Origin of the sequence: Prochlorococcus sp. MIT 0603, from assembly GCF_000760215.1 — a bacterium.
Taxonomy (GTDB): Bacteria; Cyanobacteriota; Cyanobacteriia; order PCC-6307; family Cyanobiaceae; genus Prochlorococcus_E.
The window spans coordinates 503,236-523,954 of sequence record NZ_JNAW01000002.1; the positions used below are offsets into that span (position 1 = coordinate 503,236).

General features: G+C 31.9%; 14 protein-coding genes. 10 read left to right on the forward strand and 4 right to left on the reverse strand.

The genetic code is table 11. The features are described from left to right. The first annotated feature begins 37 nt into the window (after window positions 1-37). Both hemJ and EV07_RS04495 read left to right on the forward strand, forming a co-directional pair. A complete protein-coding gene (gene hemJ / locus EV07_RS04490) occupies window positions 38-598 on the forward strand; it encodes a protoporphyrinogen oxidase HemJ (RefSeq protein WP_036917694.1) in 561 nt (186 codons plus the stop codon). A 9-nt stretch (window positions 599-607) separates the two neighbouring features. Then, window positions 608-1,261, forward strand: coding sequence for a PHP domain-containing protein (locus tag EV07_RS04495; RefSeq protein ID WP_036917696.1), 654 nt, complete (start codon window positions 608-610; stop codon window positions 1,259-1,261). 14 nt (window positions 1,262-1,275) lie between these two features. On the opposite strand, the gene cobN is transcribed toward EV07_RS04495, so the two are convergent. After that, window positions 1,276-5,019, reverse strand: coding sequence for a cobaltochelatase subunit CobN (gene cobN / locus EV07_RS04500; protein ID WP_036917698.1), 3,744 nt, complete (start codon window positions 5,017-5,019; stop codon window positions 1,276-1,278). A 75-nt stretch (window positions 5,020-5,094) separates the two neighbouring features. On the opposite strand from cobN, the gene EV07_RS04505 reads away from it, so the two are divergent. Together EV07_RS04505 and metH are read left to right on the forward strand one after the other, a co-directional pair. Next, window positions 5,095-6,012: a branched-chain amino acid transaminase gene (locus EV07_RS04505; RefSeq protein WP_036917700.1), complete on the forward strand. Its 918-nt coding sequence runs from the start codon at window positions 5,095-5,097 to the stop codon at window positions 6,010-6,012. A gap of 34 nt (window positions 6,013-6,046) precedes the next feature. Further along, on the forward strand, window positions 6,047-9,589 hold the full coding sequence (metH, locus tag EV07_RS04510; RefSeq protein WP_036917703.1) for a methionine synthase: 3,543 nt from the start codon (window positions 6,047-6,049) through the stop codon (window positions 9,587-9,589). Window positions 9,590-9,591: 2 nt separating this feature from the next. On the opposite strand, the gene EV07_RS04515 is transcribed toward metH, so the two are convergent. Further along, entirely contained in the window at window positions 9,592-9,828 is a 237-nt protein-coding gene (locus EV07_RS04515) for a hypothetical protein (protein ID WP_036917705.1), read from the reverse strand. A gap of 531 nt (window positions 9,829-10,359) precedes the next feature. On the opposite strand from EV07_RS04515, the gene EV07_RS04520 reads away from it, so the two are divergent. Then, complete coding sequence (locus EV07_RS04520; protein WP_036917707.1) at window positions 10,360-11,202, forward strand: ATP adenylyltransferase; 843 nt, start codon at window positions 10,360-10,362, stop codon at window positions 11,200-11,202. A gap of 21 nt (window positions 11,203-11,223) precedes the next feature. On the opposite strand, the gene EV07_RS04525 is transcribed toward EV07_RS04520, so the two are convergent. Continuing rightward, on the reverse strand, window positions 11,224-11,406 hold the full coding sequence (locus tag EV07_RS04525; protein WP_036917710.1) for a hypothetical protein: 183 nt from the start codon (window positions 11,404-11,406) through the stop codon (window positions 11,224-11,226). A gap of 193 nt (window positions 11,407-11,599) precedes the next feature. Here EV07_RS04525 and EV07_RS04530 point away from each other — a divergent pair, with 193 nt between their 5' ends. Together EV07_RS04530 and rlmD are read left to right on the forward strand one after the other, a co-directional pair. After that, window positions 11,600-12,667 (forward strand): J domain-containing protein, encoded by a 1,068-nt coding sequence (locus EV07_RS04530; protein ID WP_052043879.1) that lies wholly within the window; start codon window positions 11,600-11,602, stop codon window positions 12,665-12,667. Window positions 12,668-13,342: 675 nt separating this feature from the next. Continuing rightward, on the forward strand, window positions 13,343-14,716 hold the full coding sequence (gene rlmD, locus EV07_RS04535; RefSeq protein WP_152557544.1) for a 23S rRNA (uracil(1939)-C(5))-methyltransferase RlmD: 1,374 nt from the start codon (window positions 13,343-13,345) through the stop codon (window positions 14,714-14,716). Here rlmD and pheT read toward each other — a convergent pair. Continuing rightward, window positions 14,705-17,200 (reverse strand): phenylalanine--tRNA ligase subunit beta, encoded by a 2,496-nt coding sequence (gene pheT, locus EV07_RS04540; protein ID WP_036917715.1) that lies wholly within the window; start codon window positions 17,198-17,200, stop codon window positions 14,705-14,707. The two genes, rlmD and pheT, sit on opposite strands and share 12 nt — an antisense overlap. A gap of 319 nt (window positions 17,201-17,519) precedes the next feature. Here pheT and rpsR point away from each other — a divergent pair, with 319 nt between their 5' ends. From rpsR to metG, 3 genes are all read left to right on the forward strand, one after another. Continuing rightward, window positions 17,520-17,741: a 30S ribosomal protein S18 gene (gene rpsR / locus EV07_RS04545; protein ID WP_036917719.1), complete on the forward strand. Its 222-nt coding sequence runs from the start codon at window positions 17,520-17,522 to the stop codon at window positions 17,739-17,741. A 63-nt stretch (window positions 17,742-17,804) separates the two neighbouring features. Then, a complete protein-coding gene (locus tag EV07_RS04550) occupies window positions 17,805-19,103 on the forward strand; it encodes a ribonuclease catalytic domain-containing protein (protein WP_036917722.1) in 1,299 nt (432 codons plus the stop codon). A gap of 80 nt (window positions 19,104-19,183) precedes the next feature. After that, on the forward strand, window positions 19,184-20,713 hold the full coding sequence (metG, locus tag EV07_RS04555; protein ID WP_036917725.1) for a methionine--tRNA ligase: 1,530 nt from the start codon (window positions 19,184-19,186) through the stop codon (window positions 20,711-20,713). Window positions 20,714-20,719 lie beyond the last annotated feature (6 nt).

Genomic DNA, 20,719 nt, shown 5'->3' on the forward strand with positions numbered 1-20,719 from the left:
CTCTTTGCTTTGCTAAATTAAAGCATATTAATATTATATGAATTTACCACCAGAGGCATATTTATGGTTTAAGTCACTCCACATCATAGGTGTGGTTGTCTGGTTTGCAGGACTCTTTTATCTTGTAAGGCTTTTTATTTATCATGTAGAAACTAATGAATATGATAATAAGATAAAGGATGCCTTTGATAATCAATATTCTTTAATGGAAAGACGGTTGGCAAATATTATTACTACACCAGGTATGGTATTGACAATATCAATGGCGATAGGTTTATTAGTATTACAGCCTTCATTCTTATATGAAAGGTGGTTGCAAATCAAGTTGATATTTGTCTCCTTTTTACTTATTTATCATATTTATTGTTACAGAATTATGAATTCTTTATCTAATAATCAGTGTAAAATGACTGGAAGACAATTAAGAATATTAAATGAATTGCCTACTATATTTTTAGTTATCGTCGTTTTACTTGTAGTCTTTAAAAATAGCTTTCCCACCAATGCTGCAACTTGGTTTGTATTTAGCCTTGTCTTATTTATGGCTGTATCTATACAACTATATGCCAGATACCGTAGATTAAGAAGCCAAGAATAAAACAAATTAATGATAAAAGAAAATATTTTAATTAAAGATGTACTTTCTAAAGTAGATATAGATAGTTGCCCTGAAAAAATAAATCTACATACTCACACTTTATGTAGTGATGGTAGTCTTAACCCAATTGATTTATTAAAACAGGCTAATCAATTAGGCCTAGAACACTTAGCTATTACAGATCACCACACATTACATGCTCACCACATAATAAATACTTGGTTGCACGATGCTCATATCGAATCTATTTCGACAAGACTTTGGACTGGAATAGAGATAAGTGCACTTCTGAATGGATGCCTAGTTCACATAATTGGATTGGATATTGATATTAATTCGAAATTTATTGAACCATATACTAAAGGAGAGGCAGTAACTGGTTCAGATCTTTTAGCCGTTAATGTTATTAAAGCCATCAAAAAATCAAATGGAATAAGCATTTTGGCTCATCCTGCTAGATATAGAAAAGATTATAAATTAATGATAGAGCAAGCTAATCTTTTAAATATAGATGCCATTGAGGTTTGGTATGATTATGATTTTCTACCAATATGGATGCCTTCAGTACATATTTGTAAATTAATCAATAAGATTGTAGACTCCACAAGATTATTAAAGTCTTGTGGAACTGATAGTCATGGCTATTCCTTGTTGGGAAGATAAACTATTTAGTACTCTTATAAATAATTATTTTGTTCAATATCTTTCTCTGATTCTATAATAAGAGACTTTATTTTTTCAATCTCATGCTCCTTTGCAGCCCACATATTTCTGTTATAAGCCTCAAGCAATCTTTCGGACATATCTCTTAGAACCCACGGATTTTCTCTTAGCAAGAAACCAGATGTCGATTTGTCACATAACCAAGTGCTCAACAGAGCTGAATAACACCAATCATCAACTGCTTCTGTGGTTGCATCATATGCAAATAAGTAATCCAGGCTAGCTGACATCTCAAAAGCTCCTTTATATCCATGTTCTTTCATTGCTTCTATCCATTTAGGGTTTAATAACCTACTTCTCATTACCTTGTCTATTTCTCTACTGAGTTTGTGAACTCTAGGCCTGCTAAATCTTGAATTGTCTCCAAAATATATTTTAGGTGCTGATCCTGAAAGTTCTTTGACTGCAGTGGATAGACCACCATGAAATTGATAATAATCATCTGAATCTAGTAAATCATGCTCTCTATTATCCTGACTGTGTAAGACAACCTGTACCGTTTTCAAAATATTCTCTAAGTTAGATCTCTCTTTTGCAGGCTCTTTGCTGTCTTTATAATGCCATTGACTGGCTTCTAAGTAACAATTAGCCAAGTCTTTTTTGTCTTCCCATGTCCCAAGATTTATTAGTTCTTGAAGTCCAGTGCCATAAGATTCAGGAGCTGAACCGAATACTCTGGAAAGAGATTCGCCTTTTTTCTTTAGCGAAGCATAAGGGTTTAATTCATCTTCCTCTTCTAGATTTGCAATAAGAGAGTATGCTTTGTTGACTAATTCGACCAGGTGGGGGAATGCATCTCTAAATAATCCTGATATTCTAAGTGTTACATCTACACGTGGTCTGCAAAGTATATTTGATGGAATAATTTCTAATCCAATTATTTTGTGAGTCGTATAATCCCATAAAGGCTTTACTCCTATTAGAGCTAATAATTGGCAGATATCTTCCCCACCGTTCCTCATGGTAGATGTTGCCCATACAGACAACGCCAAACTTTTAAGATTTGTCCCATTGTCTAATAAATAGAGTTCTAATATTTGTTCTGCACTTCTTCTGCCTAAATCCCATGCTGCTTCTGTTGGCACACACCTTAAATCTATACTATAAAAATTCTTTCCAGTAGGCAATACCTCTATTTTGCCCCGAGTAGGTGAGCCAGATGCACCACTTGATATTCTTCTACCTTTAAATGATTGTAATAATGAATTCGTTTCTCTAGATGACGATTCTACTGTCCTAGGAATAATTATTTTCCTTAATTTATTGATGGTATCATTCTTGTTTGGGATTCTTATAAAGTGTACTAAACTGTCTATTATCTTTATCTCACTTTCTTTATGTAAATAATCCCTTAAATGATAGCTAACTATATATTGAGCTTGATTGTTTAGCCAGCTTATTAGATCACCTTTTATGTTAAATGATATATCTACTAAACCTTTCATTATAGTTATATCATTTAGTGATAGTTCTTCCGATTCTGTATCTGACCATGGGTCAATATCTAAATCAAGATACTTTGCTAGTGATTGCGTCAAACCTTTATTATTTAATGTCGGAACTAGTGCAATAGATAGTATTAGCTCTTCTAGCTTTTCGATTGAAGGCAACTTACCAAAAATATGAAGCCCACATCTTATTTGTGTTTCTTTCAATTCACATAGGTAAGCATCAATTAAATTGTATGAGGAATCAATTTCAGTATTCCTATTCCTAAATTCCTCGTTGGTTATAAAATTAATTAGATTATTCTCAGATATTAATTTGTCTATTTTATTTTTAAGTATTGAAGACCTATGAGAGTCTAAAAGAAGAGATTCATTATATTCATCGAGTAAACTCTCAAGTTGTGATAACTCTTTCGTTAAACCTGCTCTCCCTAATGGTGGTGTTAAATGATCTATTATTACTGCATGAGTCCTTCTCTTTGCCTGAGATCCCTCACCTGGATCATTTACTATAAAAGGGTATAAATATGGCAAAGGTGGAATGATAGTTTGCGGGAAGCAACTATTACTTAAGCCAACACTTTTCCCTGGCAACCATTCTGCTGTACCATGTTTTCCCAGATGCATTATTACATTTGAATTGAATATTTTATGTATCCAAAAATATTGTGCCAGATATCTATGTGTTGGTGGGAGAGTTTGTGAATGTATATCTGATATATTATCTTCTGTATAACCTCTTGATGGTTGTATAAGAATAGCAATATTCCCTAATCTTATACCATGTATAGCAAAACCTTCTTGTTCTATATCATAGGCATCTTTTGGCTTGCCCCAAAATGACTCTACTTTATTCCTAGCCTCTTTATTAATACTATTCCAATAAAAGTTATATTGTTCTAAAGATAAATAATCTAAAGGAGGATTGTTTTTTGTTTCCTCAGAATTGGTCCTACCTTTAAGTATTAACTGCATTATTTCTTTACTGTATACTGGTATTCCAGTTTTACCAATATCATAACCACTATTGCTTAAATCTTTTAATATAGATAAAAGACTTGCTGGTGTATCCAGTCCAACTCCATTTGCTATCCGTCCATCCTTAATTGGATAGTTAGATAATATTATGCTAGCTTTTACATCCTCTGGTTTTAAATTCTGAAGTATTATCCATGATTCAACTAAATTAATAATCCATTTTATATTTGTTTTATCAGATTTAAATTTATATATTGATGTGCTAATGTTTTTGTCACTTTTATAGTGTGATTTAAAAGCAGCTATTTTAGTTGTTATTCTGCCATCCAATTCTGGTAGAACTACTTGTAATGATAAGTCTATTGGGTCAAGTCCTCTTGTGGACTTTGTCCAAGATTCTTTTGACCTGTTTGATAATAATAGCTGAAATACTGGTATTCCTAAAATATCCCATATGAGCCCATCTCCTTTATTTGACTCATTCTTTAATGAAGAAAATGAAGTTGTTGTTAGAATACAACTTATGTTTTCTTTCTCAAATATCTTCTGAACCTTTAGTTGGATTGATTCGGTTTTAAGGCTTGAGACCCATAATGATCTTGGATTTAGCCCTTTTTTCTTTATCTCTTTTAGTATGTCATAAGCAAATTCAATATTTCCCGAATTTAATATTGACGTATAGAATATTACTCCAACTTTATATCCATTACAACTTTCCCAATTCCATTTTAGTGGATCATCTATTTTATTTACATAAATATTATTGATATCTACATTATCTCCATTTAGTAATATCTTTATTGTCTTTAGAAATATACGCATATTATCTATACCACCGATTTTTAATAGTTTCCCGATTTTTGTTGTTAACTCAAAGGAAATATTGCTTATACTATTTAACTCTATTTCTTGCTCAGATGTACCTGATAATATTATCAACTTTCTATTATGAGATTGTGCCCAAGTGGACAGTTGTTGAAAACCATATGACCAGTCAGACCTGCCTCCCAAAAACCTAACAATAATTATTTTTGTTCTTTTTGCTGTATTAGAAAGGTAGTGGTCTATCTGTGCATTATTCCTTAGTAAAGCAATGTTAAGTGCTCTAATCTCACTTGATAATTCATGCTCATTCTCTTTTTCCAGTACATAAGACAATGTAGATATATCTGACTGTGCAGAAGTTAAGAACAGAACAGGAGCTTCTGGCTGCTCAATAAATGCTAAATTTTCATTAGGTTCTTCGCCTGGAAGATTTGCTACTCGATGCATTGACCTATTATCTAACTTGATTTTCTATAAATGTGAGAACAAGTAAGAAAATGTTGATCTATAGCTACATCTCTTATGCATGATTTCCTACCCTATGCTTGGTTTAAAGGAAAATGTGTCCCATTTAAAGACGCAAAATTATCTATAGCCACTCATGCACTTCATTATGGTACTGGTGCCTTTGGAGGTATGAGAGCTGTGCCTGATCCAAACAATGAAAACTCGTTCTTACTATTCAGACTTGATAAACATGCAAAAAGACTAAGTCAGAGCGCTAAATTGCTTTTGACTGATCTAAGCGAAAGTTTTATAAGCGAAAGCCTAATAACATGGATAAAGACCAATAAACCATCTAAACCTATCTACATTAGACCATTCGTATATACCAGTGATCTTGGTATAGCACCCCGTTTGCATAATATTGAGACAGATTTTTTTATATATGGATTAGAATTAGGAGATTATTTATCACCTGAAGGTGTAACTTGTAGGATAAGCAGTTGGAAACGACAGGAGGATGCATCTCTACCCCTTAGAGGCAAAATAAGTGGAGCATACATAACCAGCTCGCTAGCTAAAACCGAAGCGGTTAAATCGGGTTTCGATGAAGCATTATTATTAAATTCACAAGGCAAGGTTAGTGAGGCTAGTGGAATGAACTTGTTTATTGTTAGGGATGGTAATCTTATTACACCCGGGGTTGATCAAGACATTTTAGAAGGAATTACAAGATCAAGTGTTATAGAGATAGCTAGACATTTAAATATAAATTGTATTGAAAGGGCCGTAGATAAAACTGAACTTTTTATTGCAGATGAAGTATTCCTTACTGGAACAGCCGCAAAGATTACACCTATAAAACAGATAGAATCAACAATCTTAAATAACAAAAGGCCTCTAATGAATAAACTTAAGTCGTTTTTATTAGATATTACAGAGAACAAATGTAGTGATTTCAAACATTGGATTACATCTGTTGATCTAAATTCTTAGCTTCATCATTTCGAATAGCATAAACTTTTTATTAATGATTAGCTTTAAGGATTATTTTTATTCTGAACAAAGGCCTATCCTAGTATTTGATGGAGGGATGGGTACAGCTCTTCAAGATTTAAATCTATCTGCTGAAGATTTTGGAGGTGTTAGTATAGAAGGTTGCAATGAGAATCTTGTTAGAACAAAATTCTCTGCTGTTGAATCTGTACATAGAAGCTATTTAGAAGCTGGATGTGATGTTATTGAAACTAATACTTTCGGTGCTACATCAATCGTACTTGGAGAATATAATATTGATGATCTTACATATGAAATTAATATTAGGGCAGCTAATTTAGCGAGGTCTTTAGCTGATGAATATTCTCAGATATCAAAACCTAGATTTGTAGCAGGTTCTATTGGCCCAACAACTAAGTTGCCAACATTAGGACATGTCTCTTTTGATGAATTAACTAATAGTTTTCAATTGCAATCAGAGGCACTGATCGAGGGAAATGTAGACTTAATAGTTATTGAAACATGCCAGGATATATTGCAAGTTAAATCAGCTCTTATAGCAATAAATAGGTCATTTAATAATCTCGGCAAACAGATACCAATTATGGTATCTGTAACTATGGAAACAACAGGTACAATGCTTCTCGGAACAGAAATATCAGCTGTGGTAAATATTTTAGAGCCTTTTCCTATTGATATCTTAGGTATTAATTGTGCAACTGGACCGCAAGAAATGAAGACTCATATAGAATACCTAAGTAGAAACTCTCCATTTGAAATAAGTTGTATTCCTAATGCAGGCTTGCCAGAGAATATTTCTGGTAAAGCACATTATAGATTAACTCCAATAGAATTAAAGATCCAACTCCTTAATTTTGTTAATGATTTCGGTGTGAGAGTTATAGGTGGATGTTGTGGAACAACACCAGCACATATTAAGCAGTTGGTTAATATAACTGAAGAAATTAGAAAATTTACTCCTAATATTTGTCAAAAGAATGCAACTCAATCAGGAATATCTTCTTTATATGAAATGACAAATTATCATCAGGATAATTCTTTTTTAATAGTTGGAGAAAGATTAAATGCTAGTGGTTCGAAAAAAGTCAGGGATTTATTAAATGAAGATAATTGGGATGGATTGATGTCAGTAGCCAAGTCCCAATTAAAAGAACAAGCTCATGTACTTGATGTCAACGTTGACTATGTAGGAAGAGATGGAATAAAAGACATGCAAGAAATAGTTTCAAGATTGGTAACTAGTATTAATCTTCCTTTGATGCTTGACTCTACCGATTATATGAAGATGGAGAGTGGTCTTAAAAAAACCGGAGGAAAATGCATACTTAATTCTACTAATTATGAGGATGGTCAGGAAAGGTTTTTTAAAGTACTTAAATTATGTAAAACATATGGAGCTGCAGTAGTAATTGGTACAATTGATGAGTCAGGTATGGCTAGGGATTCATTAAAAAAGATTCAAATTGTAGAACGCTCTTATTCTGATTGCATTAATTATGGTATTAAAGAGAGTGATATATTTTATGATCCTTTAGTATTACCAATTTCAACAGGATTAGAAGAAGATAGGAAGAATGCAAAGGAAACAATCGCTTCCATAAAACTTATCACGAAGAAATTACCTAATGTACATATTATACTTGGAATCTCAAATATAAGTTTTGGCTTAAACCCATCAGCAAGAATCACATTAAACTCTGTATTTCTTAATGAGTGTATTAAGGCTGGTCTTGATTCTGCAATAATATCTCCCGCTAAGATTCTTCCTTTGCAAAAGATAAAGGAAGAACATCTAAGGATATGTTTAGATCTAATATATGACAATAGAGGATTTAAAAATGATATATGTACATATGATCCATTAACTGAATTAACTAACGTATTTGCTAATATATCTACTAAGAGTCTAAAAGAACGTTCTGAGGAGTTAAGTAAACTTCCTGTTGAAGAACGACTTAAACAGCATATTATAGATGGCGAAAAAGTCAATTTAAAGGAGAATCTAGACTTAGCATTAAAAACATATAAGCCTCTTTTTATCATTAATACTTTTTTATTAGATGGTATGAAAGTTGTTGGCGATTTATTCGGTTCAGGTAAGATGCAATTACCATTTGTATTACAATCAGCCGAAACTATGAAATATGCAGTGTCTATTTTAGAGCCTTATATGGAGACTTCTGATTCAAATAATTCTTCTAAAGGTAAGTTTCTAATTGCAACTGTTAAAGGAGATGTTCATGATATTGGGAAAAATCTTGTAGATATTATTCTTACAAATAATGGCTATGATGTAATTAATCTTGGTATTAAACAAGACATATCAGAAATAATAAAAGCATACAAGGCTCATAATCCAGATTGTATAGCAATGAGTGGTCTTTTAGTAAAGTCAACAGCTTTTATGCTTGAAAATCTAGATTATTTGAATAAAGAAGGAGTAAATATACCAGTTATCCTAGGAGGTGCAGCTTTAACTCCAAAATTTGTAAACCAAGATTGTAATACTACTTATAAAGGTTATGTGATATATGGGAAAGATGCATTTACAGACTTACGTTTCATGGATAAATATATGGAAGCAAAACATAATCATAAATGGGATAATCTAAAAGGATTTTTAGATAGTATTCCAGAAGGTATTAATATGCCAATAAAATCATCTCTTCCCAAGAATATTTCACAATCCAAAAAAAACACATCCAAAATAGAAATAAGCACCATCAGGTCACCTTATGTAAATATAGAAAGTCCATCTGAACCTCCTTTTTATGGTACGAAGGTTGTTGATAGTAATAATATAGATTTTAATAAACTATTCTTTTATTTGGACAAAAGAGCTTTGTTTTCTGGACAGTGGCAATTTAAAAGAACAAAAAATCAGAATCAAGATCAATATAATGAATTTTTACGTAATGATGCATCCAATATATTAGCGAAATGGAAGGATATAGTAATTGCTGAGGAATTAATAAGACCTTCTTTTGTTTACGGATATTTCCCATGTTCGCGTAATGGGAACAAATTAGAAGTGTATGATCCTAGCCTTAAATCTAAAATAGGTGTTTTTGAATTTCCCCGACAAAGAGGCTCCAGTAAATATTGTATATCGGATTACTTTCTAGATGCAGAAAATAATAATCCAATTGACTTTATACCAATGCAAGCTGTTACAATGGGACAAATTGCATCAGATTATTCAAAAGAATTATATGATAAAAATAAATATACAGACTATTTGTACTTTCATGGATTAACTGTGCAGCTAGCAGAAGCATTAGCAGAATATTCACATTCAATAATTAGAATAGAATGTGGATATTCTAGTAAAGAGCCTGATAATATAAATGCAATATTAGCCCAAAAGTATCAAGGTTGTAGATATTCCTTTGGTTATCCAGCATGTCCTAATGTAAGTGATTCAAGTAAGCAGTTAAACTGGCTACATGCCAATCGAATAGGACTTTCTATTGACGAGTCAGATCAACTTGTGCCAGAACAATCTACAACAGCAATAATTGCATTACATTCTCAGGCCAAATATTTTAGTGCTTGATTTCAATTAGAAGTTTTAGATTCCAATTCCATTCTTTCAATTATTTCGTCTTGCAAGAAGTTCATCTCTACTGTGTCACTGAGGTCAAAACCTTCTCCAGCTGCATTTTGAATTAATTCCTGATAATAGGACTCTCCTTCACCATTAGCAAGAAATTCCATTGCAGATTTTTCTCCACTTTCTTGAAACGCTTGGCACAACATTTGAAATGCCGTGTCTTCAGAAAACTCCCAATCCATTTAGGGGATATTACTGATTAATTTTTAAGCCTTCACCCCCCTATTGCGTCAAGTCATTTTACGGATAATTACTTATTAGAAGTCTATTCAAAGAAGTCAAATAGATTTCATTTCTTTGAAATACATTGATAATAGGGGGATATGAGAAGCAATAATAGAAATCTATAATATTTATATGTAACATATTTAATATCAGTTGTCATCATCACCTCCAGTAAAATTGTCAAATATCTACTCTAAGGAGAGCAAATAGTTTACTTTTTACCTTTAATGCTTAAATTGGTAATACAGCTGTTTTGTTGCAATTAGGTTCTAAGATCAAGAATTCTATTGAAATTTTCTATAACTTATGTTTTTCCTTATTTGTTAGAGTATCTAAAAGAAACAAAATTAGAATAAAATATGCCTTTCCCTTAAAATTTAACTGCAAGTATATAGAATTTTAATAATTTATGTGATATTGAGATGTTTTAATTCTATAGTATCAACATACTAATAATAGTAATATAATTATTTGAGCTTTTAATTGTTATGTATTTACGTAAAGAGCTCTATTGGAAAAAGGCCTTATCAGTTTCGCAATTGGCTTTAACTAATTCGCATTTAAGGCCTATTACAACAGATCTTTCATATGTAGATATAGGTAATCAAATAAATTTTGAAGTAAGAAGTATATCAACAACAAATTTTAAGTTTAATAAAGTCTATGGTCCTACAATCAATCCTTTTCTACCGTGGGATAATAATTTAGAAATTGCAAATATAGGTTCAAAACATGTGTTGATTCTGAATAAGTATCCTGTTCAAGTCGGGCATATGCTATTGATTACTAATACATGGAGACCTCAGAATGGATGGTTAGATGAAAGTGATTGGAGAGCTTTTAATCATGTAGATAGAGACACTACGGGCTTATGGTTTTTTAATAGTTGTAGGGAGGCAGGTGCTAGTCAAGGACATAGACATATTCAGTTACTTAGACGTCATAACTCAGATAGGATATGTCCATTACAAGATTGGTATAGTAATTCATCTGGACTAGTACTATCTTCAAGCAAAAAAATTATTAATAATATATGGGTAGAGAACATAAGTGATATTGAAAACAACCCTTCTGAATTATATAAGCGCTATTTATATCTATCTTCTAAGGCATCTCTAGGTTCACCCACGTGTAATTTAAAACCAAATTTTCCTTATAACCTATTAATAAGTTCTAATTGGATTGTTCTTATTAAAAGAAGTAAAGAGTACTCAAGAGGATTTAGTCTGAATGCATTAGCTTTTGCTGGCTATCTATTATCTAAAAATAAATTAGAAGATAATTGGTTACTCCAAAATAGCCCTATTAAGTTATTAGAGGATGTGATTTAATAACTTGAATAAGTATTAATTCTAAGCTAACTCTTGGTCCCTGTTAATTTGTTCTTCTAGTTTAGATATTGATGCATTTATCGCAACAATCCTTCTTTCTAAGGAATCTCTATACATTGATAGCAGTTCTAATTTTCTGTGATAAAAATTCTGCCTTCGCTTTTGAGCAGTACTGTTTGATGAACAGATGTCAGCTATAATCATAATTAAGATTTTCTTTTATTTTATACTTATGCTCAATCTATTGTGGATTTAGTCATGTATTCATAATATTTTCCTTTAAAAGCTAGTTATTATGATTGCATTTAAATATAACTCTTTCAGTATGTAAAGGGAATCTAGTGAAGTAGTTTTAATCAAATTACCGATTTAATCTTATTCAAGCTTGATACAGTCTGTGCCAAATACTACTAATGATGGTTCAAAGCGAATAACTATAGATCTACCTGTTGATTTGATAGATCGTTTTGATGAATTAAAAAAAGAATGGGGTTTAAGAGCAAGGGGACCTGTTCTAGAGAGATTGCTTGAAACTATTTTTAGTGATGACAATACAGATAAGGATCTATACGAAGACCCAACAATCTCTACAGACACTAAGCAATTAGATATAATTGATTCAGTAAACGTGCCTTCAGATAAATATTTAGTTGATAAAGCTATTGTACTTATAAATTCAGACAAGATAGAGAAAATTAATTCTGACTTACCTTCAATTAACGAGAGCAACCAATTTGACTCATTAACTAAAGGAATAGAAAGTAAAACATCTAAGTCTGTAGGAATAGACTTGCCTGGGTTTGTAAGAAATAAGGCAGAGAAACTGAAAAAAAGCCTAGGGAAAGGGCCAAAAGTCGACTTTAATTACGATCCAATTGTTCATAGTGTAGATAAGAAATGTCTTATAGAATGTTTAAAAGAAGCAAGGTCTCATTGGATATCACTATATGGAAATGAGCCTAAAAATGATGTTGTAGAGGCAGCAATGATTTGGTTGGCACGTGACATATGGCCTTACCTTGACGATTCTGATTCACTCCCTTTTACATGGTCAGCAGCGTCTCAGCTTATGCTTAAGCTATGTCACACATGGGATAAGGGTTCACCATCATTTGAAAGAATAATTGTAATCGCAGGCGTTTTAGAAGATCCTTTTGCAACTGATAGTCTTAAAAAGAGAATACCAACTCTTACCAGGAGATTTGTTAATAGTTTTAAAAGAAGAAGAAATGTAACCTCGTTTCAAACTCTTGAATCAACTATGACTATCCATGGTGCACTTCGACTATTGAATTTGCCTATAACTGCAGGAGAATCAGTTTCTTTATCAACAGTAAGAGATGCATATAAGGCTATGGCTATTGCTAACCATCCAGATTCTGGTGGCTCTACAGATAAGATGAGAAAAATAAATGAAGCATATCAATTACTAAAGGATTTATACAAGAAGAAGGAGTCTCAGTAGTCTAGTATTGGATTCAATAATAGTCCCAATATAGGACTATTATGAGATCATTGTCGCATAGAGATAGTTCTAGTTTGTCTAATGCTAGACTCGTGCTAGGTCTATTCTTAAGTCTATTGTGAGATTAATGGTAACAAATAAAATTGCTCTTTAAATATGTAGAGCCAAGGTATTCATAGGTTAAGAATAATTTTAATTGGAAAAGGCTATTAAGTTTAATAATCCTAGAAATACGTACTAGCTATGTCCAAGCAATACTGCCCCTTCGAAAACCATTGCAATTAAAGGGGTTAAGCGCTTGCGTAACTGCTTTAAAGACAGTTACGCAAGATTTCGTTCCAACAAGGCTCCCTTTATCCGTTGTAGTTGCCTCCTTCACATGCTAATTGTGAAAATCTTCTCAGCAAAGCATTAAATTGATTATCATGAATCTCATGTAGGACTCTCATATAGACTCACACTAAGACTTATCTGAGAATAATTGTAACTGCATGATGTGTTCTTTTTAGATTTAATTAGTTGCTCCCTTCGCAAGCTAATCGGGTAAAATCTTTAGGAGACGAATAATGCATCTCTTGTCATGCATCTCACATGGGACTGCTATATAGACTTATTCTAGGACTTAGCTGAGAATCATGGTAACAATCTTTGCCTGTTCTTCTTGAATTTATTTATATGATTAAAACATCGATAGAAAAATCAGATCTTCTAATCGTTAAGTGCGTTGATATTGATCAATCTGGTTATGGTGTTTGTACTTTCAATGCACAGGTTATTATTGTCCCTGGTTTAACTGTTGGAGATGAAGCTTTAGTTAGAAGCGAATATATATTAAGAGGGACATGGTACGGAAGTATAAAATCTATTAGAACATTATCTGCTCACAGAGTAAAACCTGCCTGTTATGTATTTGACCAATGTGGAGGATGCACTCTTCAGCACACACTATATACTCAGCAAAATTTATTAAAACAGAAGATATTGAATGATTCACTTATGAGGATTGCTAACATTAAAGATTTTCCTATTACTTCACACCTGAATCCTACTAATTATTATAACTACAGGAACAAAGCAATTATTCCAACTGAAGTCCAATCAGATGGATCATTTATAATTGGATATTATAAAAGAGGTTCTCATACTATTGTCGATATAAATTCCTGTCCTATATTGACAGATCAGATGAATGAGATTTATAAAATAATACAGAATTCTTTTGCTAATAATAAATTCCTATTTGTTCCCCAAAACAGTCCACTTAGATCTATAACACATATTTATATTAGACATTCTATAAGAACTAACGAGATTTTAATTGCATTTATATCTAAAAGATCTATTTCTTATTACTTATCATCATTTGCCAATTATTTTAAACAACAAGAATATAATATAGTTGGATTTGTTAATAATATACAGCCTCAAGATACAAATACTATATTAGGAACTAGATCCGAGATCATATATGGAAGGAATTATATAAACGAAAGGTTTTGTAACTTGTATTTTAAGATTGGTATAAGGTCTTTTTTTCAAATTAATATAATTGAAGCAGAGAAGGCAGTAAATCTCATTTTAGATCATGTTACCAAGACATATAAGTGTAAACGTATAATAGATGCATATTCTGGGATCGGTACTATATCATTACCATTAGCCAAGACAGGATTAGATATTATAGGAGTTGAAATTAATAGTGAAGCATATAAACTTTCATTAGAGAATATAATTGCCAATTCAATTAAAAATGTAAATTATATTCTTGGTGATGTAAGCAAATCCCTTTCTAATATTTTACAAAGTAGTGATTACTTGATAGTAGATCCACCAAGAAAAGGCCTTGATAAATCTATTATAGATTTAATTCTAAACAAACAACCTCAAAATATAGCCTACTTGAGTTGTAATCCCTCAACTTTAGGTAGAGACCTTTCCTTATTATTAAAAGGAGATTTATACAAAATCAATAATATTTATTCTTTTGACTTCTTTCCTCAAACAATGCATTTAGAAAGTTTGGTTTTTCTTACAATATCATCTTCTTAATTCTACTGACAACTCTTTTTCTAATCTTTTGATTATTTTTTCGTGAATAGGCAGCATTTCCTCTTCTTTTAAAGTTTCTTTGTTCTTTCTATATGTAATTCTAAATGTTTGACTGATTTGATCTTGAGAAAGATTACTACCAGAGTATTTGTCCAGTAATATAACATTTTCGACAATTGGCTTGCCTGTTTTCATTATTAGTTTGATAATCATAGCAGAGTTCACATTTAAATCAGTAATTAGAGCAATATCTCTTTCCATAGCTGGAACTGTTGCATATTTTTTGAATTTAGGTATTAGTTTATTCCTCCTCGTACTTGCATTAAGTATTAATGTCAAATCTAGTTCAAAGAGATATAAAGCTTGCTCACAATCATATTTTGCTGCGATTTTTGGGTGGATTTGGCCAAATCTACCTAGGGTTTTACCTTCTAATATTAGATTAGATGATTTGCCTGGATGAAATAATAAATCAGATTCCAACTGAATGTCTTCAATGTTAATTTTAAGTGATCTAAAGACAGACTCTATAAGCCCTCTTGCTTCGAAATAATCTAAGCTATCTCTTTTAGAGGTTGCTTGCCATTGGCCGATATGTCTATTACCTGTAATTGCACCGCCCAATATACTTTTTTCTTCTATTAATTTGTCGTTGTTAATATATATTTTACCTACTTCAAATAACCAACATCCATTGTTCCCAAAGTCAATATTCCTTTTGCAGATATTAATATGTTCCTCCCATAAGTTATTTCTCATATGACTAGTCTCTGACAGTAATGGGTTGTATATAGGAATTCTGTCCTTATTCACCTTATCTTGGGCGACTAGAGATGAAGTAACAACTTCCTGAAAACCAGCTGAGACAAAGCTCTCCTTAATTTGTCTGTCGATGTTTTGCTCAGCTGATAAGCCTCCTGGCCTTATTGGGTCAGGAAGGTTTGAATCAAATTTGTCATATCCTATAAGGCGGGCTATTTCCTCAATTAAATCTATCTCCCTAAGAAGATCATTAGTTCTATTTGGAGGCACTTTTACATCCCATCCATCTTTATTCATAGTAGTAATGCAGCCTAGTAAAGTAAGGGATTCTTCAATCTCAGTCTCCAATAGCAGCCTTGTTTTAGAAGATATTTCATGTTGATTTACGGACTGATCTTTACTACTATTTGAATTATCTATCTTCACCACACCAAGTATTTTATCTATTCTATCTTTCCTTAATAAGATTGATTTTGACGACTCTTTTAATACTCTATTAATCCATCTACCTTTCACATTACAATCAAACTTATCCTTAAATAATTGAATTGCTCTTGTAGCAGAATCTATTGTCATTTCTGAAGAAACCCCTTTCTCAAATCGGCTACTAGATTCTGTTCTATTGCCAATCTCTCTAGCAGATGTCCTAACCATATTTTGAGGAAAAGAAGCCGCTTCAAGCCATACCCTATTTGTTTTAGAATTTACTGCTGTGTTAGCACCACCTATTACTCCTGCTATAGCTATAGCTATGTCTCCACAAGTAATGACATTTATCTTTTCATTTAACTTGTATTCCTTATCGTCAATTCCAATGAATAATTCATCCTTAATAGCTTTTCTAATCCCAAAATCTGTTTGATTTACTTTTTTATTTAGAAGTTTGTCTAATAGATCAGCATCAAAGGCGTGGAGTGGCTGGCCTTGTTCAACCATTACATAGTTCGTGATATCGACTATTGCATTTATAGACCTTAAACCAATGTTTTTTAGAAGGTTTTGTAATTCCCAGCTAGAAGGAATGTTACCGTCAAGACCTGTTATTTCATGAAGTGAATAAATTAAAGTTTCAGTTTTGATATCTTTAGTTTTTAGATTAGGGCTAAATATTTTATATCCATTATTTTTTTCAATTAAAGGTAATGTCAATTTAGATTTTTTGATAGCTGATACTTCTCTAGCAATTCCAACCATAGACATCCCATCAGGCCTATTTGCAGTAATAGCAAGATCTAAGATTATGTCGTTATACCCAAAAATCTTAATAGGGCTTTCTCCTGGGTTAGGCAGTGTTCTTTTAAGCTCTTCTAATACAGCAATGCCTTCTGAACTTGAACTGATACCAAGTTCTTCATAAGAGCAGATCATCCCTTGGCTAAATTCCCCTCTTATTTCACTTTCCTTAATTTTCAAATCCACGGCCTTTAGATATGCTCCTTCTAGAGCAACTAATACATGCATATCTTTTTCGACATTAGAAGCCCCGCAAACGATTTGCAAATATTTTGTTTTGCCAACGTTAACAGAACAAATATTTAATTTATTTGCATTTGGATGTGGTTTAACCTCTGATATATATCCAATTACAATGTTATTAAAAGCTGATGAAAGGTCAATAAGGTCATCAACCTCAAATCCTGCCATAGAAAGCGATTCACTGATATCATCGATGCCACTAGAGATCTCTACTAATTCTTTTAACCAGGAAAATGAAACCTTCATTTGTTTTTTAACTATTAGCTGATCCTACTTTTTCAGGGGAATGTTTTTTAAAGTTCTCGTGAGCTTGTAGGATAAGCATTCAACTATACGTATTGCTAAAGTAACTCTACGTCCTTATGACAAAAACAAGGACGTCCGGATAAAATTACCCTCGGGTCCGATAATTTCCGGAAAACTCCTTCCAAGCTATTTATCTGTCTTTAATTACACTACCAAAGCTTCTAAATCATGAAGGATACTCGCTTCAGCAATAAACCAACTCCTTTCATGGAGATTCAATAAAAATTATTTTTTTAACCAAGCACCAACTCAAATAACAATGCCAAATTCCTTCTTTAAAAAAAAGCTCTCTCCTATCAAACCTGGCGAACCAATAGATTATAAGGATGTTGAAACCCTCAAAAAATTCATTACAGAGCGAGGGAAAATACTTCCCAGAAGGTTAACTGGCTTGACAGCTCAACAACAAAGAGATCTAACTACAGCTGTAAAGAGAGCTAGGATTATAGCCCTTTTGCCATTTGTAAATCCCGAAGGTTAATATGCATAAGAAAAGGTATATGTAAAATGTAAAAAAGGGTCCATAGATATAAGATTTTAGAAGATGATTACTAAAGATTTAAAAGATCCTTTATATTTATCTTTAATTTCTGATATAAAGAAAAAAAATAGAGATATCATCACATCAAAAAATAGTTTTTTAAATCTAACTAAACTTAAAACCTATTCTATTGATGATAAAAATACAATCGAAATTGATGATGCATTCTCAATTCAAAAAATAGAAAATAAAACATATTTATGGATACATATAGCAAGTCCATCAGTTCTTATACCAATCAATAATGAAATTTCAATAAGAGCATCAAGACTAAGTTCAACAATATATGACCCTGAATCTATTTCTTATATGTTCCCCAAAGAATTAGTTATTGAGTGCTTAAGTCTAAGTAGAAAAAGAGAATGTGTTGCCTTAAGTATGGCCTTAGAAATAAGCGATAATGGCAATATTGTAGGTTATAAAATATTTAATAGTATTGTAAGGCTTACTTATAATTTAACTTATGAGGAGGCTGATGAAATTCTTGATTATCAACCTAAGGAAGAGTCAGATCTTATTGAAATATTTAATATATTAAATATTTATTCAATAATACGTAAATCTAATGGTTCCTTGTCATTGAATGAACCACAGGGTTTTTTCTATGAAGAAAATAATAATTTATACTTTAAAGTCAAGGAATTTTCTCCATCTCGAAAGTTAGTAAGCGAGTCAATGATTTTGTTTGGTTCATTAATAGCTAATTACTGTCGAAATAATTCGATTGATATCCCATATAGAAATCAACAAGCTCCAACAACTAAACTGCCAACCTCTCAAACAATTAATAGTCATAATCACCTACATATCTACAATTACATCGTAAAGTCTAAGTTATCTAAATCAACAATTGACATAAGACCTACTGGACATTTTAGTCTAGGCTTAAAGGAATATACACATGCAACCTCTCCTTTAAGAAGGTATATTGATTATATTACGCATTACCAAGTTATTTCACATATAAATAATGAGCCTCTAATACCGATTAATATTCTTATAGAAAAAATTAGTCAATATAATAAAAGGTCATTAAATAATTCATTAATTTCCAGAAATAATCAAAGGGAAATGATTTTGAGATATTTAGGTAAATATCTAAGTAAAAATAGAGAAGTAATCTTTCTAAGATGGCTTATTAAGAACAAAAATATTGCTCTAATATTTTACAAAGAGCTATATTTAGATATAGTCACCATACTTTATGGTGACATGGAATTTCAATTAGGAGATGAATTTAGTATTAATATTGATTCTATAGACATAGATAAAGATAATATTCATGCTCATTTAATTACCTAAGTACATAGATTTTTACTTTAATACTTGTGTTTAATATAATATATAAGGTATATTAGAGATAATTTCACAAATTATTTAATTTGACTATAACTATTACCACTCCATTATATTATGTTAATGATAAGCCACATCTTGGAAGTACTTATACAACAATTGCAACTGATGTATTAGCTCGCTTCCACAGGCTAACAGGAGAGGAAGTTATATTTATCACTGGAGTGGATGAGCATGGTCAGAAAATTCAACGTACAGCTAAAGAAAATAAGATTAGCCCTATAGATCATTGTAATAAAGTCTCTAAAAAGTATAAAGATTTATGGCGGCTATGGTCAATATCAAATAACCGCTTTGTAAGGACTACATCATTAAAACATATAGATCTGGTATACGAGTTTTTCTGTAGAGTTAAGGCAAATGGAGATATACGCCTTGGGCAACAAGAAGGTTGGTATTGTGTCGGCTGTGAAGAATATAAAGATATAGATTCAAACATAGATAATCCGACATGTCCTATTCATCAAAAAAATCTTGAGTGGAGGGACGAAGAGAATTTATTCTTTTGTCTTTCCAATTATCAGGAGGAAATAGAGGAGATAATTTCCAATCCTACTTTTATTCAGCCTCTATCTAGACAAAATGAGATAAAAAACTTTGTGGCTAAAGGCCTAAAGGATTTTTCAATCTCAAGAAAAAATGTTGATTGGGGAATACCAGTTCCAGGCTATAAAGGTCATACTTTCTATGTATGGTTTGATGCACTTTTAGGATATATTTCAGCACTATTTAATGACGATGAAAACATTGATCTAAATTTAGTGAATAATAAAGGTTGGCCAGCAGATCTTCATTTGATAGGTAAGGATATTCTTAGATTTCATGCAATATACTGGCCAGCAATGCTAATGTCAGCAAAATTGAGTCTTCCTCGAAAAGTCTTTGGCCATGGTTTCTTAACAAGAGAAGGCCAAAAAATGGGTAAATCCCTAGGCAATGTCCTTGATCCAGAAGTATTGCTAAAAGACTATGGAGAGGATGCTATTAGATGGTATTTATTAAGCGACTTTAAATTTGGTCAAGATGGTGATTATCAAGAAAAACGTTTTATAGATTTGGTTAATAATGACCTTGCTAACACAATTGGCAATTTATTAAATAGAACAAGTTCGATGGCCCGTAAATGGTTTGCAGAAGATAGCAACTCATTTACCGTTGAAATTAAACAAAATAAACTAAGAGATTTATCTGAGTTAACAATTAAGGATGTTATCGGTAAATATCATAATCTGTATTTAAAAGAGGCTTGTCAATCGATAATTAATCTCGCTTCAGAAGCAAATTTATATTTAAATGATAATGAACCATGGAAATTAATAAAAGATTCTAAAAACGAACAAATAGTTAGATATCATTTATATAATGTCCTCGAATCCTGTAGGATAGTAGCAATATTATTATTACCCATAGTTCCCAATTTAAGTAGAAAAATGTTATTACAGTTATCTTATCCAGAGCCAAAAAGCAATTGGAATGAAGATCTCATTTGGGGCAAACTAAAATCAATTACTCAACTTCCAGATCCTCAACCAATCATACCCAAAATAGAAAAATAACTAATG

Excerpts from the sequence above, each read along its gene's own strand:
- hemJ (WP_036917694.1), top strand. The coding sequence starts at position 38 with ATGAATTTACCACCAGAGGCATATTTATGGTTTAAGTCACTCCACATC.
- EV07_RS04495 (WP_036917696.1), top strand. The coding sequence starts at position 608 with ATGATAAAAGAAAATATTTTAATTAAAGATGTACTTTCTAAAGTAGAT.
- cobN (WP_036917698.1), bottom strand. The coding sequence starts at position 5,019 with ATGCATCGAGTAGCAAATCTTCCAGGCGAAGAACCTAATGAAAATTTA.
- EV07_RS04505 (WP_036917700.1), top strand. The coding sequence starts at position 5,095 with ATGCATGATTTCCTACCCTATGCTTGGTTTAAAGGAAAATGTGTCCCA.
- metH (WP_036917703.1), top strand. The coding sequence starts at position 6,047 with ATGATTAGCTTTAAGGATTATTTTTATTCTGAACAAAGGCCTATCCTA.
- EV07_RS04515 (WP_036917705.1), bottom strand. The coding sequence starts at position 9,828 with ATGGATTGGGAGTTTTCTGAAGACACGGCATTTCAAATGTTGTGCCAA.
- EV07_RS04520 (WP_036917707.1), top strand. The coding sequence starts at position 10,360 with ATGTATTTACGTAAAGAGCTCTATTGGAAAAAGGCCTTATCAGTTTCG.
- EV07_RS04525 (WP_036917710.1), bottom strand. The coding sequence starts at position 11,406 with ATGATTATAGCTGACATCTGTTCATCAAACAGTACTGCTCAAAAGCGA.
- rlmD (WP_152557544.1), top strand. The coding sequence starts at position 13,343 with ATGATTAAAACATCGATAGAAAAATCAGATCTTCTAATCGTTAAGTGC.
- pheT (WP_036917715.1), bottom strand. The coding sequence starts at position 17,200 with ATGAAGGTTTCATTTTCCTGGTTAAAAGAATTAGTAGAGATCTCTAGT.
- rpsR (WP_036917719.1), top strand. The coding sequence starts at position 17,520 with ATGCCAAATTCCTTCTTTAAAAAAAAGCTCTCTCCTATCAAACCTGGC.
- EV07_RS04550 (WP_036917722.1), top strand. The coding sequence starts at position 17,805 with ATGATTACTAAAGATTTAAAAGATCCTTTATATTTATCTTTAATTTCT.